The sequence below is a fragment of the Candidatus Endowatersipora endosymbiont of Watersipora subatra genome (genome assembly GCF_964026585.1).
Classification (GTDB): Bacteria; Pseudomonadota; Alphaproteobacteria; order Rhizobiales; family Rhizobiaceae; genus Pseudahrensia.
On sequence record NZ_OZ032160.1, the window covers coordinates 843258 to 862673 of the forward strand.

Annotated in this window: 16 protein-coding genes; 9 read left to right on the plus strand and 7 right to left on the minus strand. The window is 40.1% G+C overall.

What is annotated here, in order from left to right; all coding sequences use genetic code 11:
* Positions 1 to 14 precede the first annotated feature (14 nt).
* From gcvP to prfB, 6 genes are all read left to right on the plus strand, one after another.
* Positions 15 to 2810, plus strand: coding sequence for an aminomethyl-transferring glycine dehydrogenase (gene gcvP / locus AAGD37_RS03855; protein ID WP_341760217.1), 2796 nt, complete (start codon positions 15 to 17; stop codon positions 2808 to 2810).
* 185 nt (positions 2811 to 2995) lie between these two features.
* Complete coding sequence (gene proS / locus AAGD37_RS03860) at positions 2996 to 4345, plus strand: proline--tRNA ligase (RefSeq protein WP_341760218.1); 1350 nt, start codon at positions 2996 to 2998, stop codon at positions 4343 to 4345.
* A gap of 61 nt (positions 4346 to 4406) precedes the next feature.
* Entirely contained in the window at positions 4407 to 5630 is a 1224-nt protein-coding gene (locus AAGD37_RS03865) for a lipoprotein-releasing ABC transporter permease subunit (RefSeq protein ID WP_341760219.1), read from the plus strand.
* Positions 5623 to 6318 (plus strand): ABC transporter ATP-binding protein, encoded by a 696-nt coding sequence (locus tag AAGD37_RS03870; protein WP_341760220.1) that lies wholly within the window; start codon positions 5623 to 5625, stop codon positions 6316 to 6318. Before AAGD37_RS03865 ends, AAGD37_RS03870 begins: the two co-directional genes overlap by 8 nt.
* 484 nt (positions 6319 to 6802) lie before the next feature.
* Positions 6803 to 7420, plus strand: coding sequence for a 30S ribosomal protein S4 (gene rpsD, locus AAGD37_RS03875; RefSeq protein ID WP_341760221.1), 618 nt, complete (start codon positions 6803 to 6805; stop codon positions 7418 to 7420).
* A 335-nt stretch (positions 7421 to 7755) separates the two neighbouring features.
* Entirely contained in the window at positions 7756 to 8853 is a 1098-nt protein-coding gene (gene prfB / locus AAGD37_RS03880; RefSeq protein ID WP_341760222.1) for a peptide chain release factor 2, read from the plus strand.
* A 121-nt stretch (positions 8854 to 8974) separates the two neighbouring features.
* Here prfB and serB read toward each other — a convergent pair whose 3' ends face one another.
* Complete coding sequence (serB, locus tag AAGD37_RS03885; protein WP_341760223.1) at positions 8975 to 9865, minus strand: phosphoserine phosphatase SerB; 891 nt, start codon at positions 9863 to 9865, stop codon at positions 8975 to 8977.
* A gap of 18 nt (positions 9866 to 9883) precedes the next feature.
* Here serB and miaA point away from each other — a divergent pair, with 18 nt between their 5' ends.
* Entirely contained in the window at positions 9884 to 10774 is an 891-nt protein-coding gene (miaA, locus tag AAGD37_RS03890) for a tRNA (adenosine(37)-N6)-dimethylallyltransferase MiaA (RefSeq protein ID WP_341760224.1), read from the plus strand.
* Here the strand turns inward: miaA and cbiB are convergent.
* From cbiB to cobA, 4 genes are read right to left on the minus strand one after another with little or no spacing between them, the layout of a single operon-like run.
* Positions 10771 to 11766: an adenosylcobinamide-phosphate synthase CbiB gene (gene cbiB, locus AAGD37_RS03895; protein WP_341760687.1), complete on the minus strand. Its 996-nt coding sequence runs from the start codon at positions 11764 to 11766 to the stop codon at positions 10771 to 10773. The two genes, miaA and cbiB, sit on opposite strands and share 4 nt — an antisense overlap.
* Positions 11767 to 12759 (minus strand): threonine-phosphate decarboxylase CobD, encoded by a 993-nt coding sequence (gene cobD / locus AAGD37_RS03900; RefSeq protein WP_341760225.1) that lies wholly within the window; start codon positions 12757 to 12759, stop codon positions 11767 to 11769.
* Positions 12756 to 14057: a cobyrinate a,c-diamide synthase gene (locus tag AAGD37_RS03905; protein WP_341760226.1), complete on the minus strand. Its 1302-nt coding sequence runs from the start codon at positions 14055 to 14057 to the stop codon at positions 12756 to 12758. The genes cobD and AAGD37_RS03905 overlap by 4 nt, the downstream gene beginning before the upstream one ends.
* 4 nt (positions 14058 to 14061) lie before the next feature.
* A complete protein-coding gene (cobA, locus tag AAGD37_RS03910) occupies positions 14062 to 14904 on the minus strand; it encodes a uroporphyrinogen-III C-methyltransferase (protein ID WP_341760688.1) in 843 nt (280 codons plus the stop codon).
* Between the two features lie 56 nt (positions 14905 to 14960).
* Between cobA and AAGD37_RS03915 the strand changes: the two genes are divergently transcribed.
* On the plus strand, positions 14961 to 16073 hold the full coding sequence (locus tag AAGD37_RS03915; RefSeq protein ID WP_341760227.1) for a cobalt-precorrin-5B (C(1))-methyltransferase: 1113 nt from the start codon (positions 14961 to 14963) through the stop codon (positions 16071 to 16073).
* Positions 16060 to 16740 carry a cobalt-precorrin-6A reductase gene (locus tag AAGD37_RS03920; protein WP_341760228.1) on the plus strand — a complete coding sequence of 227 codons (681 nt, stop codon included), beginning with the start codon at positions 16060 to 16062 and terminating at the stop codon, positions 16738 to 16740. Before AAGD37_RS03915 ends, AAGD37_RS03920 begins: the two co-directional genes overlap by 14 nt.
* 34 nt (positions 16741 to 16774) lie before the next feature.
* Here AAGD37_RS03920 and cobM read toward each other — a convergent pair whose 3' ends face one another.
* Positions 16775 to 17542, minus strand: coding sequence for a precorrin-4 C(11)-methyltransferase (gene cobM, locus AAGD37_RS03925; protein WP_341760229.1), 768 nt, complete (start codon positions 17540 to 17542; stop codon positions 16775 to 16777).
* Positions 17543 to 17544: 2 nt separating this feature from the next.
* Positions 17545 to 19383 carry a precorrin-3B C(17)-methyltransferase gene (gene cobJ / locus AAGD37_RS03930; RefSeq protein ID WP_341760230.1) on the minus strand — a complete coding sequence of 613 codons (1839 nt, stop codon included), beginning with the start codon at positions 19381 to 19383 and terminating at the stop codon, positions 17545 to 17547.
* Between the last annotated feature and the right edge of the window lie 33 nt (positions 19384 to 19416).

Here is a 19416-nt window from a genome sequence, read left to right on the forward strand (position 1 = left end):
GGAGATAACAAACAATGACTGTCAGCCCATTTCTTGATCGCCACATTGGTCCTAAGTCTTTAGAACAATCTGTGATGCTCAATGCACTGAATGTAACCTCCCTTGAGGCTCTCATTAGTCAGACAATCCCAGAATCCATCCGATTTAAGGGTAGTCTGAATATACCTCATGGAATTAGTGAAGAGGAGGCCTTAGCAGAAATTGAATCGAAGTTGAGGAAAAACCTTGTAGCTAAAGCTATGATCGGACAAGGTTATCATGGTACGCATGTTCCTCCTGTTATCCGGCGTAATCTATTTGAGAATCCAGGCTGGTATACAGCCTATACTCCCTATCAACCTGAAATCTCTCAAGGTCGTCTTGAAATGCTTTTCCATTTCCAGACTCTTATTTCTGAGCTAACAGGATTACCTGTTGCTAATGCATCTCTTTTAGATGAAGCGACAGCCGTTTCTGAAGCTGCGAGTTTAGCTTTTAGATATTATCGAGGAAATCGGTCTCGCGTAGTTGTTGCCAATTCTATACATTCACAAACTCTTTCAGTTCTGAAGACACGTTCTGAAACAGCTGAATATAGTGTTGATCATGGTACCATAGATGATAACGTAGCTGCCGTTGTGTTGCAGATGCCAGATACTTTTGGTTCGCTTGATGACCCCAGCGAAATTGTTAGCCAAGCTCAGTCTGTTGGATCTTTAGTTATTGTTTCCGCTGATCCTCTTTCTCTAGTTTTGCTTCAATCTCCTGGTAACTGGGGAGCTGATATTTGTGTTGGTTCGATGCAACGTTTTGGTGTTCCTATGGGCAATGGAGGGCCACATCCGGCTTATTTTGCAACGACAGATATATTAACTCGTCTGATTCCTGGCCGCATTATTGGTCAGTCTATTGATTCTCATGGCCGTGTAGCCTACCGTCTTGCTTTGCAAACACGTGAACAGCACATACGCCGTGAAAAAGCGACTTCGAATATCTGTACTTCTCAAGCTTTGCTCGCCAATATGGTTTCAGCGTACGCCATTTGGCACGGGCCGTCTGGATTAAAAGAAATTGCCAATCGCGTTCATCGAATGGCGAGTCGTTTTGCTTCTTCTTTAAAAGAAGAAGGAATTAAGATTCCGAGGCATTTTTTCGATGTTGTGACATTTTCAGTACCTGGGCGTTCTAAAGAATTTGCGAAGGTTGCAGAGATGGACGGTATTTTACTTCGTGTGATTGATCAAGATACAATTTCTGTTGCTTTTGACGAAACGATCAAAGAAGGTGATCTGCACTGTCTATGCAGGATTTTTAATCTTCGTATCTCAAAAATAAGCGAAGATAAACTCTTGTCACATCGTAGTAGTGAAAAATTTCTTACACAAAAGATTTTTCATTCTTATCGTTCCGAAACAGAAATGATGCGGTTTTTGCGTACTCTCATGGATAAAGACTTGGCTCTTGATCGAACCATGATTCCGTTAGGATCTTGTACTATGAAACTGAATTCGGCAGTAGAAATGATGCCAATTTCATGGGATGTAACTGCAAATATCCACCCATTCTCTCCTGAGAATCACCGAATCGGTTATCAAGAAATGATTCATGATTTAGATATATGGCTCTCTGAAATAACCGGTTTTTCTAAAATCAGCTTTCAACCCAATGCCGGCAGTCAGGGTGAATATGCTGGACTCTTAGCCATTCGATCCTATCATCGATCTCTGGGAGAGGTCAACCGTGATATTTGTTTAATCCCTTCATCAGCTCATGGTACGAACCCAGCCTCAGCAAGAATGGCGGGTTATGATGTTGTTGTTATAAAATGTAGGAAGAATGGTAATATAGACATGGATGACCTCCGAGATAAGGCCGTATATCATTCAGAACGACTAGCCGCTCTTATGATTACATATCCTTCAACTCACGGTGTCTTTGAGTCTAGTATTAAAGTTATCTGTTCGATTATCCATGAAAATGGTGGGCAAGTCTATCTAGATGGTGCTAATTTGAACGCTATGATCGGTCTTGCTAGACCAGCTGATTTGGGTAGTGATGTCTGTCACATGAATTTACACAAGACTTTTTGTATTCCTCATGGAGGGGGAGGGCCCGGCGTAGGACCAATCGGTGTAGCGAAACATCTTTTGCCCTTTTTGCCAAGTAATGGTGCAGAAGGGAACCTCTCCGAAAGAGGATCTTATGCTGTTTCGGCAAATTTTGAAGGTTCTGCATCAATTCTATCTATTTCTTGGATGTATATTCGTATGCTTGGCGCTGAGGGATTGAAGAGAGCAAGTGAAGTCGCCCTCTTGAATGCGAATTATATCGCGCAAAAATTATCTAATCATTACCCGGTTTTATTCAGAGGTGATTATGGGCGTTGTGCACATGAATGTATCATTGATGTAAGAGTTCTTAAATCTCTTGCTGGTGTGACTGTCGATCATGTAGCAAAGCGTTTGATTGATTATGGTTTTCATGCTCCTACCATGTCATGGCCAGTTTCTGGTACATTAATGGTTGAACCCACTGAGTCTGAACCTTTGCTTGAATTAGATCGCTTTATTCATGCAATGATTGCTATCGCAGACGAGGCAAGACGTGTTGCGGATGGTGAATGGCCACAGGATGATAATCCTATCTGTAATGCACCGCATACCTCTGAAGATTTGATGGTTGATAATTGGCATCACCCTTATCCAAGATCACTTGCGGCTTATCCGAACGGTGTTCGGTCAGATAAGAAATACTGGCCTCCTGTGAGCTGTGTAGATAATCTATATGGTGATAGAAATTTGGTATGTACATGTATACCAATTGAGGGATGAGAGAATTGCACAAAAATATGACTCAGATCTTGAAGAACGATTCTAATAATAAATTGTTAAAAGAAGTATCTTTTTCCCAAAGAGGATATAACGAGTTTACTCGTTCATCTGAAATAACAGATATTTTCTACTTATGAACTTCAAACTTATTATAGTGAGTAATAAGTTTTCTATTTGAGAATGAGATGTACCTTTCTAAATATTTTCTTCCTGCCTTGAAAGAAGCACCTCGCGAAGCGGAAATTATTTCGCACCAGTTGATGCTACGTGCTGGCATGATCAAGCAACAATCAGTTGGAATCTATTCATGGTTGCCTTTAGGTCTCAAAGTCATGCGGAAAGTGGAGAACATCATACGGGAAGAGCAAAACCGTGCCGGGGCAGTTGAATTACTGATGCCATCACTTCAGTCTGCTGATTTATGGCATGAATCTAAACGTTATGATGATTATGGCAAGGAAATGATTCGGATTTATGACAGATATGGACGTGAAATACTACTCGGTCCAACAAATGAAGAGATGGTTACCGATATTTTTCGTTCTTATGTTCACTCTTATAAGGATTTGCCTTTGAATCTATATCATATGCAGTGGAAATTTCGTGATGAAGTTAGGCCTCGTTTTGGTGTGATGCGCGGTCGTGAATTTCGAATGAAAGACGCTTATTCTTTTGATTTTGATGAAGCTTCCTCCCGGACCTCTTATTACCGTATGTTTACCTCATATCTCAGAATCTTTGACCGTTTGGGGATAAAGACTATCCCTATCCGTGCTCATACAGGTCCAATTGGTGGGGATTTAAGTCATGAATTTTTGATTTGTGCTGATACAGGGGAAAGTAAAATTTTTTGTGATAAAGATTATCTGAGTTTGTTGGTACCAGGTGCTGAAGTTGATTATTCAGATGATCTCCTGATGGCTGATATTTTTAATCAGTGGAACCAATTATATGCCAGAACTCATGATCTTCACGATGAAGCGCTTTGGTCACAGCTGAATCCAAAGAATCAGCTTAATATAAAAGGAATTGAAGTCGGACACATTTTTCATTTTGGTACAAAATATTCAAAGCCTATGGGAGCAGAAGTGATGGGACCCGACGGAAAAAAAAGACCGGTCTTTATGGGTTCTTATGGTATTGGAACTAGCAGGTTGGTTGCTGCACTCATTGAAGCTTGTCATGATAAAAAGGGGATTATTTGGCCCGAATCAGTGGCCCCATTTGATCTAGCTTTGATAAATCTCCGCGTAGGTGATAAAGGGATAGACGCCACTTGTTCTGATCTTTATACCAAACTGTTAAATGCCGGTTTTGATCTTTTCTATGATGATATCGATCGTCATGCTGGAGAAAAATTTGCTTTAGCTGACCTTATAGGTCTGCCTTGGCAAATGATAATTGGTCCCCGTCTTTTTTCAAACGATGAGGCTGAAATTAAAAATCGATCTACTGGTGAACGGGAAATCTTATCCCTTGAAGCAGCTCTCAATAAGCTTTTTACTTTAAAAAAAGGAGAATCTTTTGTTATTTAAAACCGGTCATACCTTAACCTTTTTCTTGGTTTGAACTCGTTTGTTTTCGTCATTTGAGTGGATGTTAGCTTGCCGTTATCTTGGTAGTCGCCGCAAGGAAAGTTTTATTTCGTTCATTTCTGTCATTTCGTTCATTGGGATTATGCTTGGCGTTGCGACATTAATAATCGTCATGGCCGTAATGAACGGTTTTCGTACCGAACTTCTTAATCGTATATTAGGTATGAATGGTCATATGGTCGTGCAACCGGCTCACACAGAAATGACTGATTATGAAGCTATAGACACGCGTTTTGAAATCCTTGAAAGTGTTATACTAGCTTTACCTCTGATAGAGGGGCAAGCTCTTGTATCGGGTAGACAAGGGAGCACGGGTGCTATTGTGCGCGGTATTTTTGAAGTTGATTTAAAACGCCTACCAGCGTTGCATGGTAATATCAACCAGGGAAGCCTCGATGGGTTTGATAGGAACGCAGGAGCCGTAATTGGGGTTCGTATGGCTGAAAAAATGGGTCTCACATTGGGTGAGAATATCAAGCTCATCAACCCTCAAGGGGATATCACGGCATTTGGAATAATGCCTAGAGTTAAGTATTATCCGATTGTAGCCATTTTCGAAATGGGCATGTCAGAGTATGATAGTTCAATTATCTTTCTTCCGATGAACGAAGTTCAGTGGTATTTTAACAAGGAAGGAAAGACCGATCTCGTTGAAGTTTTTGTCGAGAATCCAGACGATACGAATACTATGCGCCGCGCACTCGAAGTCGCGGCAAGAAGACCTGTTTACATAAGTGATTGGCGTCAAAAAAATATCGGAATAGTAAGTGCACTCGAGGTTGAGCGCAATGTTATGTTTCTTATACTGACCTTGATTATTTTGATTGCAGCTTTAAATATCGTTTCTGGTCTCTTTATGCTTGTTAAGGATAAAGGCCGTGATATCGCTGTGTTAAGAACTATGGGGATGAGTCGTGGTTCAATTATGCGTGTTTTCTTAATTACGGGATCCAGCATTGGTATATTGGGTACTTTTTCAGGAGTCTGTCTTGGGACTTTTTTTTGTTTAAATATTAAGGGAATACAGAATTTTGTTCATTCAATTACTGAAGAAAATATATGGGATCCAACAGTTCGTTTTTTAAGTGAAATTCCAGCACGTCTTGATATATGGGAGACAATGACTGTGGTTTTCATGGCATTGGGTCTATCTCTTCTTGCCACTTTGTTTCCTGCTTGGCGAGCAGCGCGTCTGGATCCAGTTGAAGCTTTACGCTATGAGTAATTCTGAACTGGTTCTTTCCTTATGTCGAATCAATCAAACTTACCGTAAAAACGATCATTCCCTGATAATTCTTAAAGATGCGGATCTTGAGATCAGACGAGGAGAACTGGTCGCACTTATTGCCCCCTCAGGTGCAGGTAAGTCAACGCTTCTTCATTTAGCTGGATTGTTGGAGAAACCTGATTCTGGATCCTTAATCATTTCAGGTATAGAATGTAGTTTTCTAGGTGAGGATGAACGCACACGTATACGCCGTATTGATATTGGTTTTGTCTACCAATTTCACCACTTATTACCTGATTTAAATGCACTGGAAAATATCTCCTTTCCTCAGCGGATCTGTGGAAAATCTGTCCATCAGGCTAATCACAGAGCAAAAAAATTACTAGAGCATCTAGGACTCTTACAAAGAGCACACCATAGGCCATCAGATCTATCTGGTGGTGAACAGCAACGGGTTGCTATTGCGAGGGCTGTTGCAAATAATCCAAAATTATTATTGGCTGATGAACCGACTGGAAATCTTGATCCCTGCACGGCTAATCTTGTTTTTGAAACTTTAGTGAAATTAGTTCAGTCAAAGGGATTGTCAGCTTTGATCGCAACACACAACCATGAATTAGCGGCTCGCATGGACCGTATTGTAACTATTAGAAACCATAAGATTGTCGAAATTCATAATTACTAATTAAAATTCTTTATTCTTTCGTAATGCGGGATCATTATTTCAATGAATTTTTGTCATATGCTGTTCACTGCCTAATCAGTGAATTTACATAATTTTGAAATGATACTTCATTCTTGACTTGAGGGGGGAGTAACAATATTATCTTCGATTGGAAGAAGCTTTCATATAGACCAGTGCCCGTGTTAAACACGATAAGAGTTTTTCCGATTGATACGCTTTTTCTATAATCTCATTAACCTCTTTGAAATTGAAAGAGCATGATCAAAAAGTTATGATGTTCATTTTGTATAGACTTGACATATTTAATCTTACCTTTTACCGGTTGCGAAGTATATGGTTTTAATCATATGATTCGTGTACCTATTCCTACGTTATTCAAATCTTTGTTTTTTATTAAGGAGAAGGATCATAGAAGGGTATCATTTTTATTTTTCGGTTTGGATTCATCTAATCCTGGAACGGTTAGGTCTCTTTAGGAAGTTCAATGAGCAAGCGATTAAGCACTAAATATAAAATTGACCGCCGTATGGGTGAAAACATATGGGGTCGTCCAAAATCTCCAATCAATCGTCGTAATTATGGTCCTGGGCAGCATGGACAGGGTCGAAAGGGTAAATTATCAGACTTCGGTCTTCAACTTCGTGCGAAGCAAAAGCTGAAAGGTTACTATGGCAATATTTCAGAAAAGCAATTTCGTAAGATTTATGATCATGCCAATGCATTAAGGGGTGATTCTTCTGAGAACTTAATTGGTCTTCTTGAAAGTCGCTTAGATACAATTATCTACCGTGCTAAGTTCGTACCCACTGTTTTTGCTGCTCGTCAATTCATCAATCATGGCCATATTAATATAAATGATCGTCGTGTAAACATTCCATCCTATCGCTGTAAAGTCGGTGACGTAATTGGAGTGCGTGAGAAATCAAAGCAGCTTTCCATTGTCTTGGAGTCTATTCAGCTCGCTGAACGTGATGTTCCTGAATATATTCTTATAGATCATAAGAAACTGACAGCTTCTTTGATCCATATTCCTACATTTTCAGATGTTCCCTATCCAATCATTATGGAACCCAATTTAACTGTCGAATTTTATTCACGCTAAGAATATGCATTAAGAGTTTAAAAAATCATCATATGGATCTAACTTTAACTGATTCTAAATCCTTCCTAAAGGTAAGTAAAGATGATTAAGACTGATCTTTTCTTTTATAAGAAGACTTAAGAGCGACTTTAGTTATTTTAATAAACTGATGACAGTCCTTCTCTACTCTGATCTAAATCTAAGGAAATGTATGTTCTCAACAATCTAAAACAATAAAAACGAAAATGAGAAAAATATTTTCGTAAATCCTATTCTCTTAACCAATTATAAGAGAGAGAAAGCCCTTGCTAAGTGAGAAGGCATTTTCTCTCTGATTTTAACTTTCAGGAATTTAAATGCGTTCAGAGATTCAATCACTTTTTGATGAGATCAAAAAGGGAATCAGTTTGCTTCAACGCCATTTGGATTGGGAAAATGCAGAATCACGCCTCGAAGAACTCAATTGTGCTGCTGAAGCACCGGATTTATGGAAAGATATCCAAAAGGCACAGTTACTGATGCGTGAACGACAATTGCTCCTAAAAAACATTACGGAGATCCATCTTCTTAAATCTGATCTCAAGAACGCAGAAGACCTTATAGAACTTGCAGAAATTGAAGAGGATTCAGAGATTTTAAATGAAGCAGAGGATATGATCCGAATGTTACATATCGATTTAGGTAAACGTCGAATTGAAACTTTCTTATCTGGAAACTCTGATTCGAATGACACCTTCTTTGAAGTACATTCTGGTGCTGGTGGAACAGAAAGCAATGACTGGGCAAATATGCTGTTGCGTATGTATCTTCGATGGGCTGAACAAAACGGATATACAACTGAAATCCAGGCAACAACACCAGGAGATGAAGCTGGAATTAAGTCAGCGACTGTGCTGATCAAAGGACATAATGCTTATGGTTGGCTCAAAAATGAAAGTGGCGTTCACCGTCTAATTCGTATTTCACCTTATGATAATAATGCTCGTCGTCACACTTCATTTTCTTCTATCTGGATCTATCCAGTTATTGATGATAATATCCAAATTTCTATTCCTGAAACTGATATTCGTATTGATACCTATCGCTCATCAGGGGCAGGGGGGCAACATGTTAATACAACAGATTCTGCTGTTCGGATTACTCATATTCCGACTGGCATTGTCGTTACTTCTTCAGAAAAATCACAACACCAAAACCGCTCTAATGCTTTGAAAGCGCTGAGAGCACGCCTTCATGATCTTGAATTAAAAAAGAGAGAGCAAGCTACGCAAGCTGCCCATGAAAGTAAAACAGAAATTGGCTGGGGTCATCAGATTAGATCTTATGTTCTCCAACCGTATCAACTTGTCAAAGATTTTCGTACCGGAGTTGAGTCAACTAATCCTCAAGCTGTTTTAGATGGTGATCTTAACATTTTTATGGAAGCTGCCTTGGCACATCATGTTCAAAATTGAAAATATGATTATCTCGAGCTTACATTTACATACAACACTTTTCTATTTTTCTACTGTTTGTTATTCACAGATAAATTGAAACCAAGAAGATCTTCTAAAGGTTGGAAAAAAGTTCATTGAACTATACAACAAAATCTAATTGATGATATCCTTGTATATAGAGAAGTGCTGTTAAATCACTATGTTCAATGCAGTGTTCAGACTGTTTGATAACGATAGGTTTTGCATGCAGAGCGACGCCGGTGCCAGCCAATGCTAACATTCCTAGATCATTGGCACCATCACCAACAGCAATCGCTTCACGAACTGAAATACCACAGGAATGTGCTATTTTTTTTAGCGCTTCAACTTTTGCGGTCCCGCTTGAAATTGAGAGTATAACGTTGCCAGTGAGCCTCTCTTCACGTTCTTCCAAAATGTTTGCCCGATTTTCATCCATACCCAGTCTCGATGCAATGGCGTTTGTGAAATGAGTAAATCCACTAGAAATCAGAGCGCAATAAGCGCCATGAGCTTTCATAGTTTGAACTAGTGTTCGGCTTCCTGGCATTAAGTCTATCCTGTTTGAAAGGATCGACTGTATGGTACTAACAGGAAGGCCTTTAAGGAGTGAAACTCTTTTTTTTAAAGCGGTTTCACAGTCCATTTCTCCATTCATAGCGCTAGCTGTAATCTTGGCTACCTGCTTACCGATACCAATTTCCTCCGCGAGGATATTTATACATTCTTGAAGAATAAGAGTTGAATCCATATCAGCAACTAGGATCTTTTTTCTACGCTTATCGGAATTTTGAACTATAATATCAATGGGTTGATTCTTAAGGAGATCGGTTAGTATCAACATAGGCGAATCACAATGGATTGGAATTGGAATATCACAGGCAATGGAATCAGCAAGGTAATGAAGACAAGATGCTCCCAAAGAATCTCTTGCAGCACAAACTAATTCGGGATAAAGACAAGGGTGATTGGGATTAGCGATAAGTGTTGCGACGCGCGCGGTTTCTGACATAAGAAAGAATTTATAGTTTTGAATTGTCGACCAGATGTGATCTTAATAGCAGGCCCAACAGCAAGCGGCAAGTCCGCCCTTGCCCTTGATTTAGCAGAAAAAAATCATGGTGAGATTATTAATACTGACTCAATGCAAGCTTATGATCTATTAAATGTTCTGACGGGAAGACCGTCCCAACTTGATCTCAATAGAATCACTCACCACCTCTATGGTTGTGTTCCAGTTTATGAAGTCTACACAGTATCAAAATGGCTTCAACATGTCTCATCAGTTTTGGATGACCTGAAATTACGTGAGAAAATCCCTATATTTGTAGGAGGGACAGGATTATATTTCCGTGCCTTACTAGATGGATTGGCCGAGGTGCCAGCAATACCTTCAACGATTCGGAATGAAGTCAGACAACGGTTGCGTGAAGGGAAGAAAGAATCTCTATTCCAACAACTGGAAACGCTAGATCCTTTTTTAGCCAAACGGATTCACGCAAGTGATGGACAGCGTGTTGCAAGAGCACTTGAGGTTATTCTTGCAACAGAAAAGTCTTTATTACTTTTTCAAAAAACCTGTTCCAAGTCCCCATTGTTTTCCTATGAGAGTCAACTCAAATTACTCTTATTACCAGAACACTCTGTGATGAATGATCGTATTAATAGTCGTACCGAGTCTATATTCAATAATGGAGCTATTGAAGAAGTTTCAACTCTTCTGAAACAGAAAATCCCTACCAATTGTGGCATATCGAGAGCTATTGGGGTTGATCTGATCACTCGTTATCTAGAAAAGAATTTAGACATTCATACCTGTATTGACCAAGTTAAGCTAAGTTCCCGTCAATATGCCAAAAGACAATCGACTTGGTTTAGAAATCAATTTGATGAAAGCTGGAAAATCTTATCATCCTATTAAAAAACTACGAACGAAATAACAAGGATTAATAATATATGACAGGTTCTCTTATATAGACTAAGAGCCGACATTATGTCGGTTGCTGTTAGAATTTCTCTCCCTTCTGCATTGATAAGAAAATCCTGAATCCTTCCTTCAGTGTAGCAACGTTCTCCACCCAACATGATTCCTAACACAGACGCAAACGCCATCTCTGGCCATCCTGAATTAGGTGAAGGATGCAGACTAGCATCTCTCATATTCTTATAAGAATCCCCTATGGCATCTAATTTTCCCTGAGATAACCCAGCTACTATGACTAATCCAGCAGATAAACGAGAAGCAGGCCAGTTTAAGAAATCATCTATTTTAGCTGCTGCCTTTCCAAAATATTCATATTTTATTGAATGGTAACCAATCATAGAATCTGTTGTATTGATCGCTTTGTAGAAAAGAATGCCTGGAAGGCCTAAAACAGAATACCAAAAGACAGGAGCTAAAACACCGTCAGAAAAATTCTCTGCTAAACTTTCAATAGCTGCACGGCTAACGCTGCTTTCATCAAAATTTGAAATATCGCGCCCAACAATCTGAGAAAGAGCCTTTTTTGCCGTTATCAAATCTTTTTTATGAAAAGATACAAAGACTGCACGAACATGATCATAAAGGCTTTTTTGGGCGATCAATGTAAAAACAATTAGCAACTCAAGGCTCCAACCTAAAACAAAAAAGCTCCAACTCACCACGCTAACTAACATGGAAACCAATAAACAAAGAATCAGTAAAATAAATACAAGAGCGATCCCTAAATAAAAATCATTCTTATCAGCATCTAAGGGGGTTCGAAAGGGTAGGACAATGTCATTTCGTAATTCATCAACCCAACTAATTAAATATCCAAATACAACAACGGGATGAGGAATTTTGCCCCAAAAATAATCCGGATCCCCAATCCAAAGATCCAGTACTAAAGCAAAGATTAAAATTTCCAGTTTTCTCTCCCTTTCTCCAATTTAGTCCTCAATGATTGTTAACGCCTTTTCGAGACGATCAAGTGATTGGTTACTTTGCGGGATACCAAAACGAATCCAATTAGGCTTAGCATCAAATGACCGCACTAGAATTTGATATCTTACTAACCGAATGAAGATCTCAGACGCATTCTTGATCTCAACAAGAATGAATAAATCTGTACCTCCTACGATTCGATAACCTTTTTTAAGAAGTAAAGCTTCAAACTTGATTCGCCAATATGAGAGATGTTTGAGCGTCCGGAATCGCCATTTTTGATCTACAAGAGCGGCTGCCGCAATCGCCAGTGCTGGCCCAGAAACTGACCAATAACCTAACCCTTCATTTAAGCGCATTACCATTCTTTTAAAAGAAATCACAGAACCAAAACGAACCCCAGCTAATCCGTAAAATTTACCTAAAGACCGCAAAACCAAAAGCCCATCCAATCCGGTCTCACCAATAATGCTAATATCTGGAGTAACATCGCAAAAAGCTTCATCAACGATTAATAATCCTCCCTTTGCACCTAATCTGTGTACAAGATCTTTTAAGATATCTCGATGGATTTGGCGTCCATCAGGATTATTGGGATTAACAACAATAATAATATTCGCAGTCCTTTCAGCACTTTCTAATCCCTCAGTAACATAGACCTTATGACCTGCCCTTCGCCAACAAGAAATGTGTTCTTGATAAGTAAAGTTAACAACGGCTACGGCCTGCGGCTTAAACAGGAAAGGTATCCACTGTATATGAGATTGGGTACCAGAAGCGAGAGAAATAGCTGCTCGATCAGGTACAGAATAAGCCTTTCGAACAGCAGATTCAGCTTTAGAATAGGCATCAGAATCAGGCAAAGTTGACCATATATTATCAGCTAGTCTAGGAATAGGCCAGTGATTAGGATTAACTCCGGTTGAAAGATCAAGCCAATCATATCTATTGCCACCATAGAGGCCCACAGCTTCGTCTAAACTCCCACCATGTATCATATCTGATCTATAAGATGCATATAAGATCCCATCACATTCCCTTTACGCAATCCACACTTACCAAGAGATCGATTACGTGAATCGGCTACGTCAAATAAACGTTCTGTAGTGCCTTCTTCAAGAATGGTGGAGTAATGAAATTCATGAGCAGTGTAATGAGTATTAGAATCGGTCAAAAATGGGATTTGTTTTAAAGGCTTCACTACTCTGTACCCTAGACTTAATTTTTTTTTCTCAAAGCTAGTTATAAGTGGCAAAAGATTAGCCATTTTATGATATTGGCCCTTTGAGTCTATCAAAAAAGTTCCTAAAACCATATAACCACCGCATTCTCCGTACACAAAGGCACCCCTTTTTACGGCATCCCATAGGCCTTGTAGAAATACATGGTTCGAAGCTAACTGTTCTGCATATAATTCAGGATATCCACCTGGCAGTATCACAGCATCGGCATCCAAAGCGGGTGATTCATTTGCCAGTGGAGAAAAAAAAGAAAATTGAGCGTTCCTCTTTCGCAAGGCATTCAAGATATGAGGATAGAAAAATGAAAATGCTCGATCCCGAGCAATGACCAATTTCTTGCCTGGTGATATAAAAGATTGTGCATTCCCATCAGGATAACAATATGAAATTTCAAGATTCAGCAATGCATCAAGATGAATAGAATGCTCAATAATAGTCGCTGCATTTTCTAAAAAACTTTCAATATCAACATATTCTTCTGATTGAACTAAACCAAGATACCGTGATGACATTCTCAGAGTGGGATTGCGCATCACACTACCGAACACCGTGATACCAATACTTGACATCGCTCTATGCATTATCTGACTGTGGTGTTCGCTGCCTAGATTATTTAGAATGACACCGGCCAAAAATAATCCAGATTTAAAATCCCGGAATCCACAAACCGTCGCTGCAACTGAGTGAGACTGTTTCGTGCAATCAATAACAAGAACAATAGGAAGTCCCAACAACTGAGCTAAATCAGCAGAAGAACCTTTTCCATTGTCGGCACCATCAAATAAGCCCATCATTGCTTCCACAATCAGTAGACCCTGTTTGAGTTGCTGGCGGGCTAAGGTAAAGATCAGCTCTTCGCGCATTGCCCAAGGATCAAGATTAAAACAATCGTATCCACTAGATTGTTGATGAAACACAGTGTCAATAAAATCAGGACCAGCTTTTGCTGACCCGATAAGCAGACCACGATTCTTTAACGCCCTTAAGATTCCTAACGTTATTGTAGTCTTTCCACTGCCTGAGTGAGTTGCTGCAACAATAAATCCCTTTTTCAAAGAATCAGGCTCTAACTTGTGAATAAGAATTTTTCAATAGTTTATGGCTATGAAGTGAGCCAAACCAGTCCAGAGCAACTCGTAATTTAACGACTTCGCCAATGACAATAATTGCCGGAGGGGTAAAACCTAGATCAGATAAATTACCGACAGTACCTAAAGTTGTTTCATGAACTGTCATGGTCGGTGTTGTCGCATGACAAACAAAGGCCATCGGTTCATCGGCTGCACGTCCGGCATCCATGAGTTTTCTAGCAATTAGCTCAGCATGTTTCATGGCCATATACATAACTATTACAGGAGAACTGCGTGCTAATCCTTGCCAATCGATCGTATCAGGCACCACACCGCCGGCATCGTGACCGGTTAAAAATGTCACACTATGGTTCGTATCTCTGTGAGTAACAGGGATACCTGCATAGGCTAACCCACCTATTCCTGCAGAGATACCAGGAATAACACGAAAACTGATACTATTTTCAACTAAAGTCAGTGCTTCCTCAGCCCCCCTACCAAAAACAAAAGGATCTCCTCCCTTTAGCCTACAAACACGACGACCATCTTTTGCGAGTTGAACCAGTTTAAGAGAAATATCCTGCTGTTTAAGGGAAGGTTTTCCACCACGTTTCCCAGCATAATGAAATTCAGCATGAGGATCAGCAATGCTCAATATCGAATGATCCACGAGAGCATCATATACAATAACATCAGCCTGACAAAGCGCATTAACTGAATGCAAGGTAAGCAATCCTGGATCACCAGGACCTGCCCCAACTAACCACACCCATCCAGGTTCAAATTCCGGCAATGTATCAATAAAAATTTCCACTTTTTTATTATGCATCATTATATAAATGAAAACCATCACTTTTACACCTCAAAGAGGTGACTTATAAGAAAATTATGATCAGAGATGGAGGCGATAATCAAGCAGGCAAACTAAAAAGAGGCTGGACAACGGGCGCATGTGCAACAGCCGCGACCAAAGCTGCATTGACCGCATTAATTACGAGACAATTCCCCAATCCTGTTTCTATTACCCTCCCTAAAGGGGAGTCACCTAACTTTTCTCTGTGTTATGAAAAACTGAATGTCAATGGCGCGTATGCGGGAATTGTAAAAGATGCCGGCGATGATCCTGATGTAACACATGGTGCAACAATTATTGCTCATGTGATCCCTTTACCCTCCCGCTCTGGAATCGTATTTAAAGCTGGTCTAGGTGTAGGTACTATAACAAAATCAGGTCTACCACTTCCTCCTGGTGAACCAGCTATTAACCCCGTACCACGTCAGATGATTCAGAATACCATTAAAGAACTTTGTAATGATCACCAGCTCGCTCCAGATTTTCAGGTTACAATCACGGTTCCAGGAGGAAAAGAAATTGCTAAAAAAACATGGAATCCTCGCCTAGGTATTATAGGAGGGATTTCAATTTTGGGAACAACTGGTGTTGTCCACCCCTTTTCCTGTTCCGCTTGGATACATTCTATACGCTATGGTATTGATGTAGCCCGTTCTGAAGGATTTGAACACGTTATTGCTGCAACCGGATCAACATCTGAGATCACAGCCCAATCTTATTACCACTTGCCAGAAACAGCTATAATCGATATGGGAGATTTCGCAGGTGGGCTTCTTAAGTATCTCCACACCAATCCAATTCCTCGTCTCACGATCGCTCTTGGCTTTGCAAAGGCGATTAAGTTTGCAAAGGGCGCTCTCGACTTACATTCAGGCCGTAGTCAGGTTGATTTAGAATGGTTGTTGGAAATCATAACCAGTATAGCACCAGAACGGGTGAATCAAAATTTTAAGAATCAGATCTTTTCTGCAAATACTATTGCTGAAATCCTTAAGATAACTCAGAATCTTCAAATTGAACTACCCCAAACGATTGCCCGACTGTGTCATGAAACAGCACAAAGTATTTTGCGAGATGCACCAATCTCTGTTGAGATTATCATAACAAATAGACAAGGAGAAATGATTGCTCAATATGATTCAGAATGAAAAAATTTTGTTATTGGGTGGCACAACAGAAGCGATTAAAATCGCTAAAAACCTGAGCATGGCTGGCAATGAAATTATCACATCACTCGTTGGAAAGACGCGTACACCAGATCCTGTCAGCGGCAGTTTGCGGATCGGCAATTTTGGTGGTATTGAAGGAATGGTGACATGGTTAAAAAATCAAAAAATTGATCGAGTTATTGATGCTAGTCATCCTTTTGCACAAAAAATCAGTAAACATGCAATCGAAGCTGCAAGACAAGTTAATATTCCACTACAGGTTCATACTCGCCCACCCTGGAAAAAAGTCAATGGTGACAATTGGATTCAGGTTTCTTCACATATTGAAGCCGCTATCGCTATACCATTAAGAGCCCGTGTGTTTCTTGCATTGGGATCACAACATCTTCACTCCTTCATTAAACGAGATGATTGCTATTTTATTATCCGCATGATCGATAATCCTATCAAATCATTACCGTTTTCTGATTATACACTCATAACAGGCAAACCTTCTAATAGGATAGAAAGCGAGGAGAAATTGCTAATACAGAATCGAGTTACTTACATTGTCTGCAGAAATTCGGGTGGTAAGAAAGCCTATAGCAAAATAAAAGCAGCACGTAATCTCAGTTTACCTGTTATTATTATCAATTATCCCCTATAAGGATAGAAAGCTTTTAAAAAGGACTTTATTGAGTTCAGTCTTTTTTTGCATAATTACGCAAAACATGTTTGTAGTTAGGATTATAGAGGTCGCTATCACGAAACTTGACATCACCTAATACAGATCCGATAAGAACAAGTGCAGTGCGTGTAATCTTGACTTTACGTACATCTTGATTCATCTTGGACAAAGTTGTCCGTATATAAAGTTCATCTGGCCAAGTAGCTCGATAAGCTATGACAACTGGGCAGTCAGATTTATAATAGGGTTCCAAGGCTTTACGTATATAAGGTAGATTCCGAATAGACAAGTGTATCGCCAGTGTTGACCTCGAACGACCTAATATCTCTAGTTGTTCATGATCCGGCATGACTGATGCTTTCATTCTAGTACGAGTAATAATAACGGTTTGAGCAATTTCAGGTAAAGTAAGTTCCGTTTTCAGTTTTGCTGCGACTGCAGCAAAAGTAGGAACTCCTGGTACGACTTCATAACTAACACCGATCCTATCAAGCCATCGCATTTGTTCAGCAATAGCACCATAAATAGACGGATCACCGGAATGAAGACGTGCTACATTTTGATTGCATCGATGAGCCGACTGAATCACTTCAATGATGCTCTCCAGATGCATTGGTGCAGTATCCATGATCAGAGCATCGGAAGGTGCAAGAGCCACTAATTCCTTAGGAACCAAAGACCCAGCATAAAGACATACAGGACATGTTTTGACAAACTTGAGACCCCGCACAGTAATGAGATCAGGAGCTCCTGGCCCTGCACCTATAAAATAAACTTTCATGTTCATTTCGCTAGCAAAGGGCTTTGAGGGGTAGGATAACCGCGAGGTGTATAAACCCATTTTTTCCCTTCACCGTTCACAAAAGAGCGACTTTTCGATGAACCTACAATCACAATAGTGAGCATATCGACTTGATGACTATCCAAATCACCAAGCGATATCACTTGAACAGTTTCCCCTTGACGTCCAAGATTCGTAGCCAAAATTACCGGGGTAACATAAGGCCTATGTTCTAATAAAATATCCTTTGCATGAGACAATTGAGTCCGACGGTTCTTTGATACTGGATTATAAAAAGCAATGACAAAATCACACTGGGCTGCAGCCTTGATTCGACCCTTTATCACTTCCCAAGGAGTGAGTAAATCCGATAATGAAATCGTACAAAAGTCATGACCAAGAGGTGCTCCAGCTTTTGCTGCTGCAGCCTGTAAAGCTGATATTCCAGGAGAAACCTGAATATTTATGCGCGTTGCAGAATCACTTAAAACCTTACTTTCGTAAATCTCAAAAACAAGTGTTGCCATCGCATAAATTCCTGCGTCACCTGAACAAACAAGGGACACCTTCTTCCCTTCACCAGCAAGCTCCATAGCATGTCGCACACGTGACTCCTCTTGACCTAGATCAAAATCATGACGATTCTTACCTTCGGTAAGTGGACCTAGAAGATCAAGATAAAGAGAATATCCAACCAGATCACTTGAGACTGAAATTAAGCCTGAAACTTCTGGAGAACGCCATACATCTATACCTGGTCCAATGCCAACAACAAATAAGTGACCACGGGGTCGCCCTACTTTTTCTTCATAAAGGACAGAATGAGATAGGGCCACAGCAATTGTCACAGATTGTGATTTGACCTTTTCTACCAGCAAAACACCATCATTGCCAACTGCTGCAAGAGCAGAACTCTCGCATACCCCATGGCATCCTACTTTTGAAAAAACAAGACCAGAAGGATTTTTGAGTCGCTTTTTCTGCTGTTCGAGTACTTTCGCATCAAAAAGGCGGAGCGGAACATCAAAATACTTGGCTGCCGTATTTATAGCCGCTTCATCAGCTTTTAAATCAATAGTACAAAAACAAGAAATCGATTCAGAAGCAAGATTTTCACGTATTAAAATTTTCTCAATCAGCTGAATCAATTCTTTAGAATCAGCACCTCGCTGGCATCCAATACCAATAGCAAGAGAACGAGGATGAAACACTAATTGTTTATCAAGCGCTGAAGTTCGATAAACGGTAGCTGTCAAACGAATAGCGGCTGTCTCATTTTTATTGTTACTGAAAAATTTCAGATCACTATTGTGGAGCCAATCCGCCTTTTCTGCTGCATCGCCATCCAGAACCACTGATTCTCCTATTAGTAAAGCTGCCATAACTAACTTTGTATCCATTGGATTACTCAGTCTCCATCCACGAGGAGGCTCATCAAGAGCGACACCATAACGAACATCCCCAACAGTGGTAACAGCTGCAAAGCCACCTAGGTGGTTAGCAATCACACGAGCCATCTGATTGCCACCATGGTGTCCACCCAAAAGAGGCACAACACTCGATCCATCATCAGAAATACTCAACACGCAAGGATCTTTGTACTTATCACTCAAATGCGGTGCAATCAGTCGGATCATAGCACCCGAGGCCATAACACCAATTAGTGTCCGCCCATCAAGAAACAATCGTGCAACATGATCGCTCGCATTATCAAAACTAACATCTACTTGACTAACACGCTTCGTAAATCCATGAATCTCACCCTGAGTTAGCGCACTAACCTCAGAAGCAACTCCCATACCAGATTCTGATAGGAGAATGATTGCTGGACGATTTTTCATCAAACCTGCTCCCTAACTAATTCAAGAAAAGGA

Coding starts and splice junctions, on each gene's coding strand:
- gcvP (WP_341760217.1), top strand. CDS start 15: ATGACTGTCAGCCCATTTCTTGATCGCCACATTGGTCCTAAGTCTTTA.
- proS (WP_341760218.1), top strand. CDS start 2,996: ATGTACCTTTCTAAATATTTTCTTCCTGCCTTGAAAGAAGCACCTCGC.
- AAGD37_RS03865 (WP_341760219.1), top strand. CDS start 4,407: ATGTTAGCTTGCCGTTATCTTGGTAGTCGCCGCAAGGAAAGTTTTATT.
- AAGD37_RS03870 (WP_341760220.1), top strand. CDS start 5,623: ATGAGTAATTCTGAACTGGTTCTTTCCTTATGTCGAATCAATCAAACT.
- rpsD (WP_341760221.1), top strand. CDS start 6,803: ATGAGCAAGCGATTAAGCACTAAATATAAAATTGACCGCCGTATGGGT.
- prfB (WP_341760222.1), top strand. CDS start 7,756: ATGCGTTCAGAGATTCAATCACTTTTTGATGAGATCAAAAAGGGAATC.
- serB (WP_341760223.1), bottom strand. CDS start 9,865: ATGTCAGAAACCGCGCGCGTCGCAACACTTATCGCTAATCCCAATCAC.
- cobD (WP_341760225.1), bottom strand. CDS start 12,759: ATGATACATGGTGGGAGTTTAGACGAAGCTGTGGGCCTCTATGGTGGC.
- cobA (WP_341760688.1), bottom strand. CDS start 14,904: ATGATGCATAATAAAAAAGTGGAAATTTTTATTGATACATTGCCGGAA.
- AAGD37_RS03915 (WP_341760227.1), top strand. CDS start 14,961: ATGATCAGAGATGGAGGCGATAATCAAGCAGGCAAACTAAAAAGAGGC.
- AAGD37_RS03920 (WP_341760228.1), top strand. CDS start 16,060: ATGATTCAGAATGAAAAAATTTTGTTATTGGGTGGCACAACAGAAGCG.
- cobM (WP_341760229.1), bottom strand. CDS start 17,542: ATGAAAGTTTATTTTATAGGTGCAGGGCCAGGAGCTCCTGATCTCATT.
- cobJ (WP_341760230.1), bottom strand. CDS start 19,383: ATGAAAAATCGTCCAGCAATCATTCTCCTATCAGAATCTGGTATGGGA.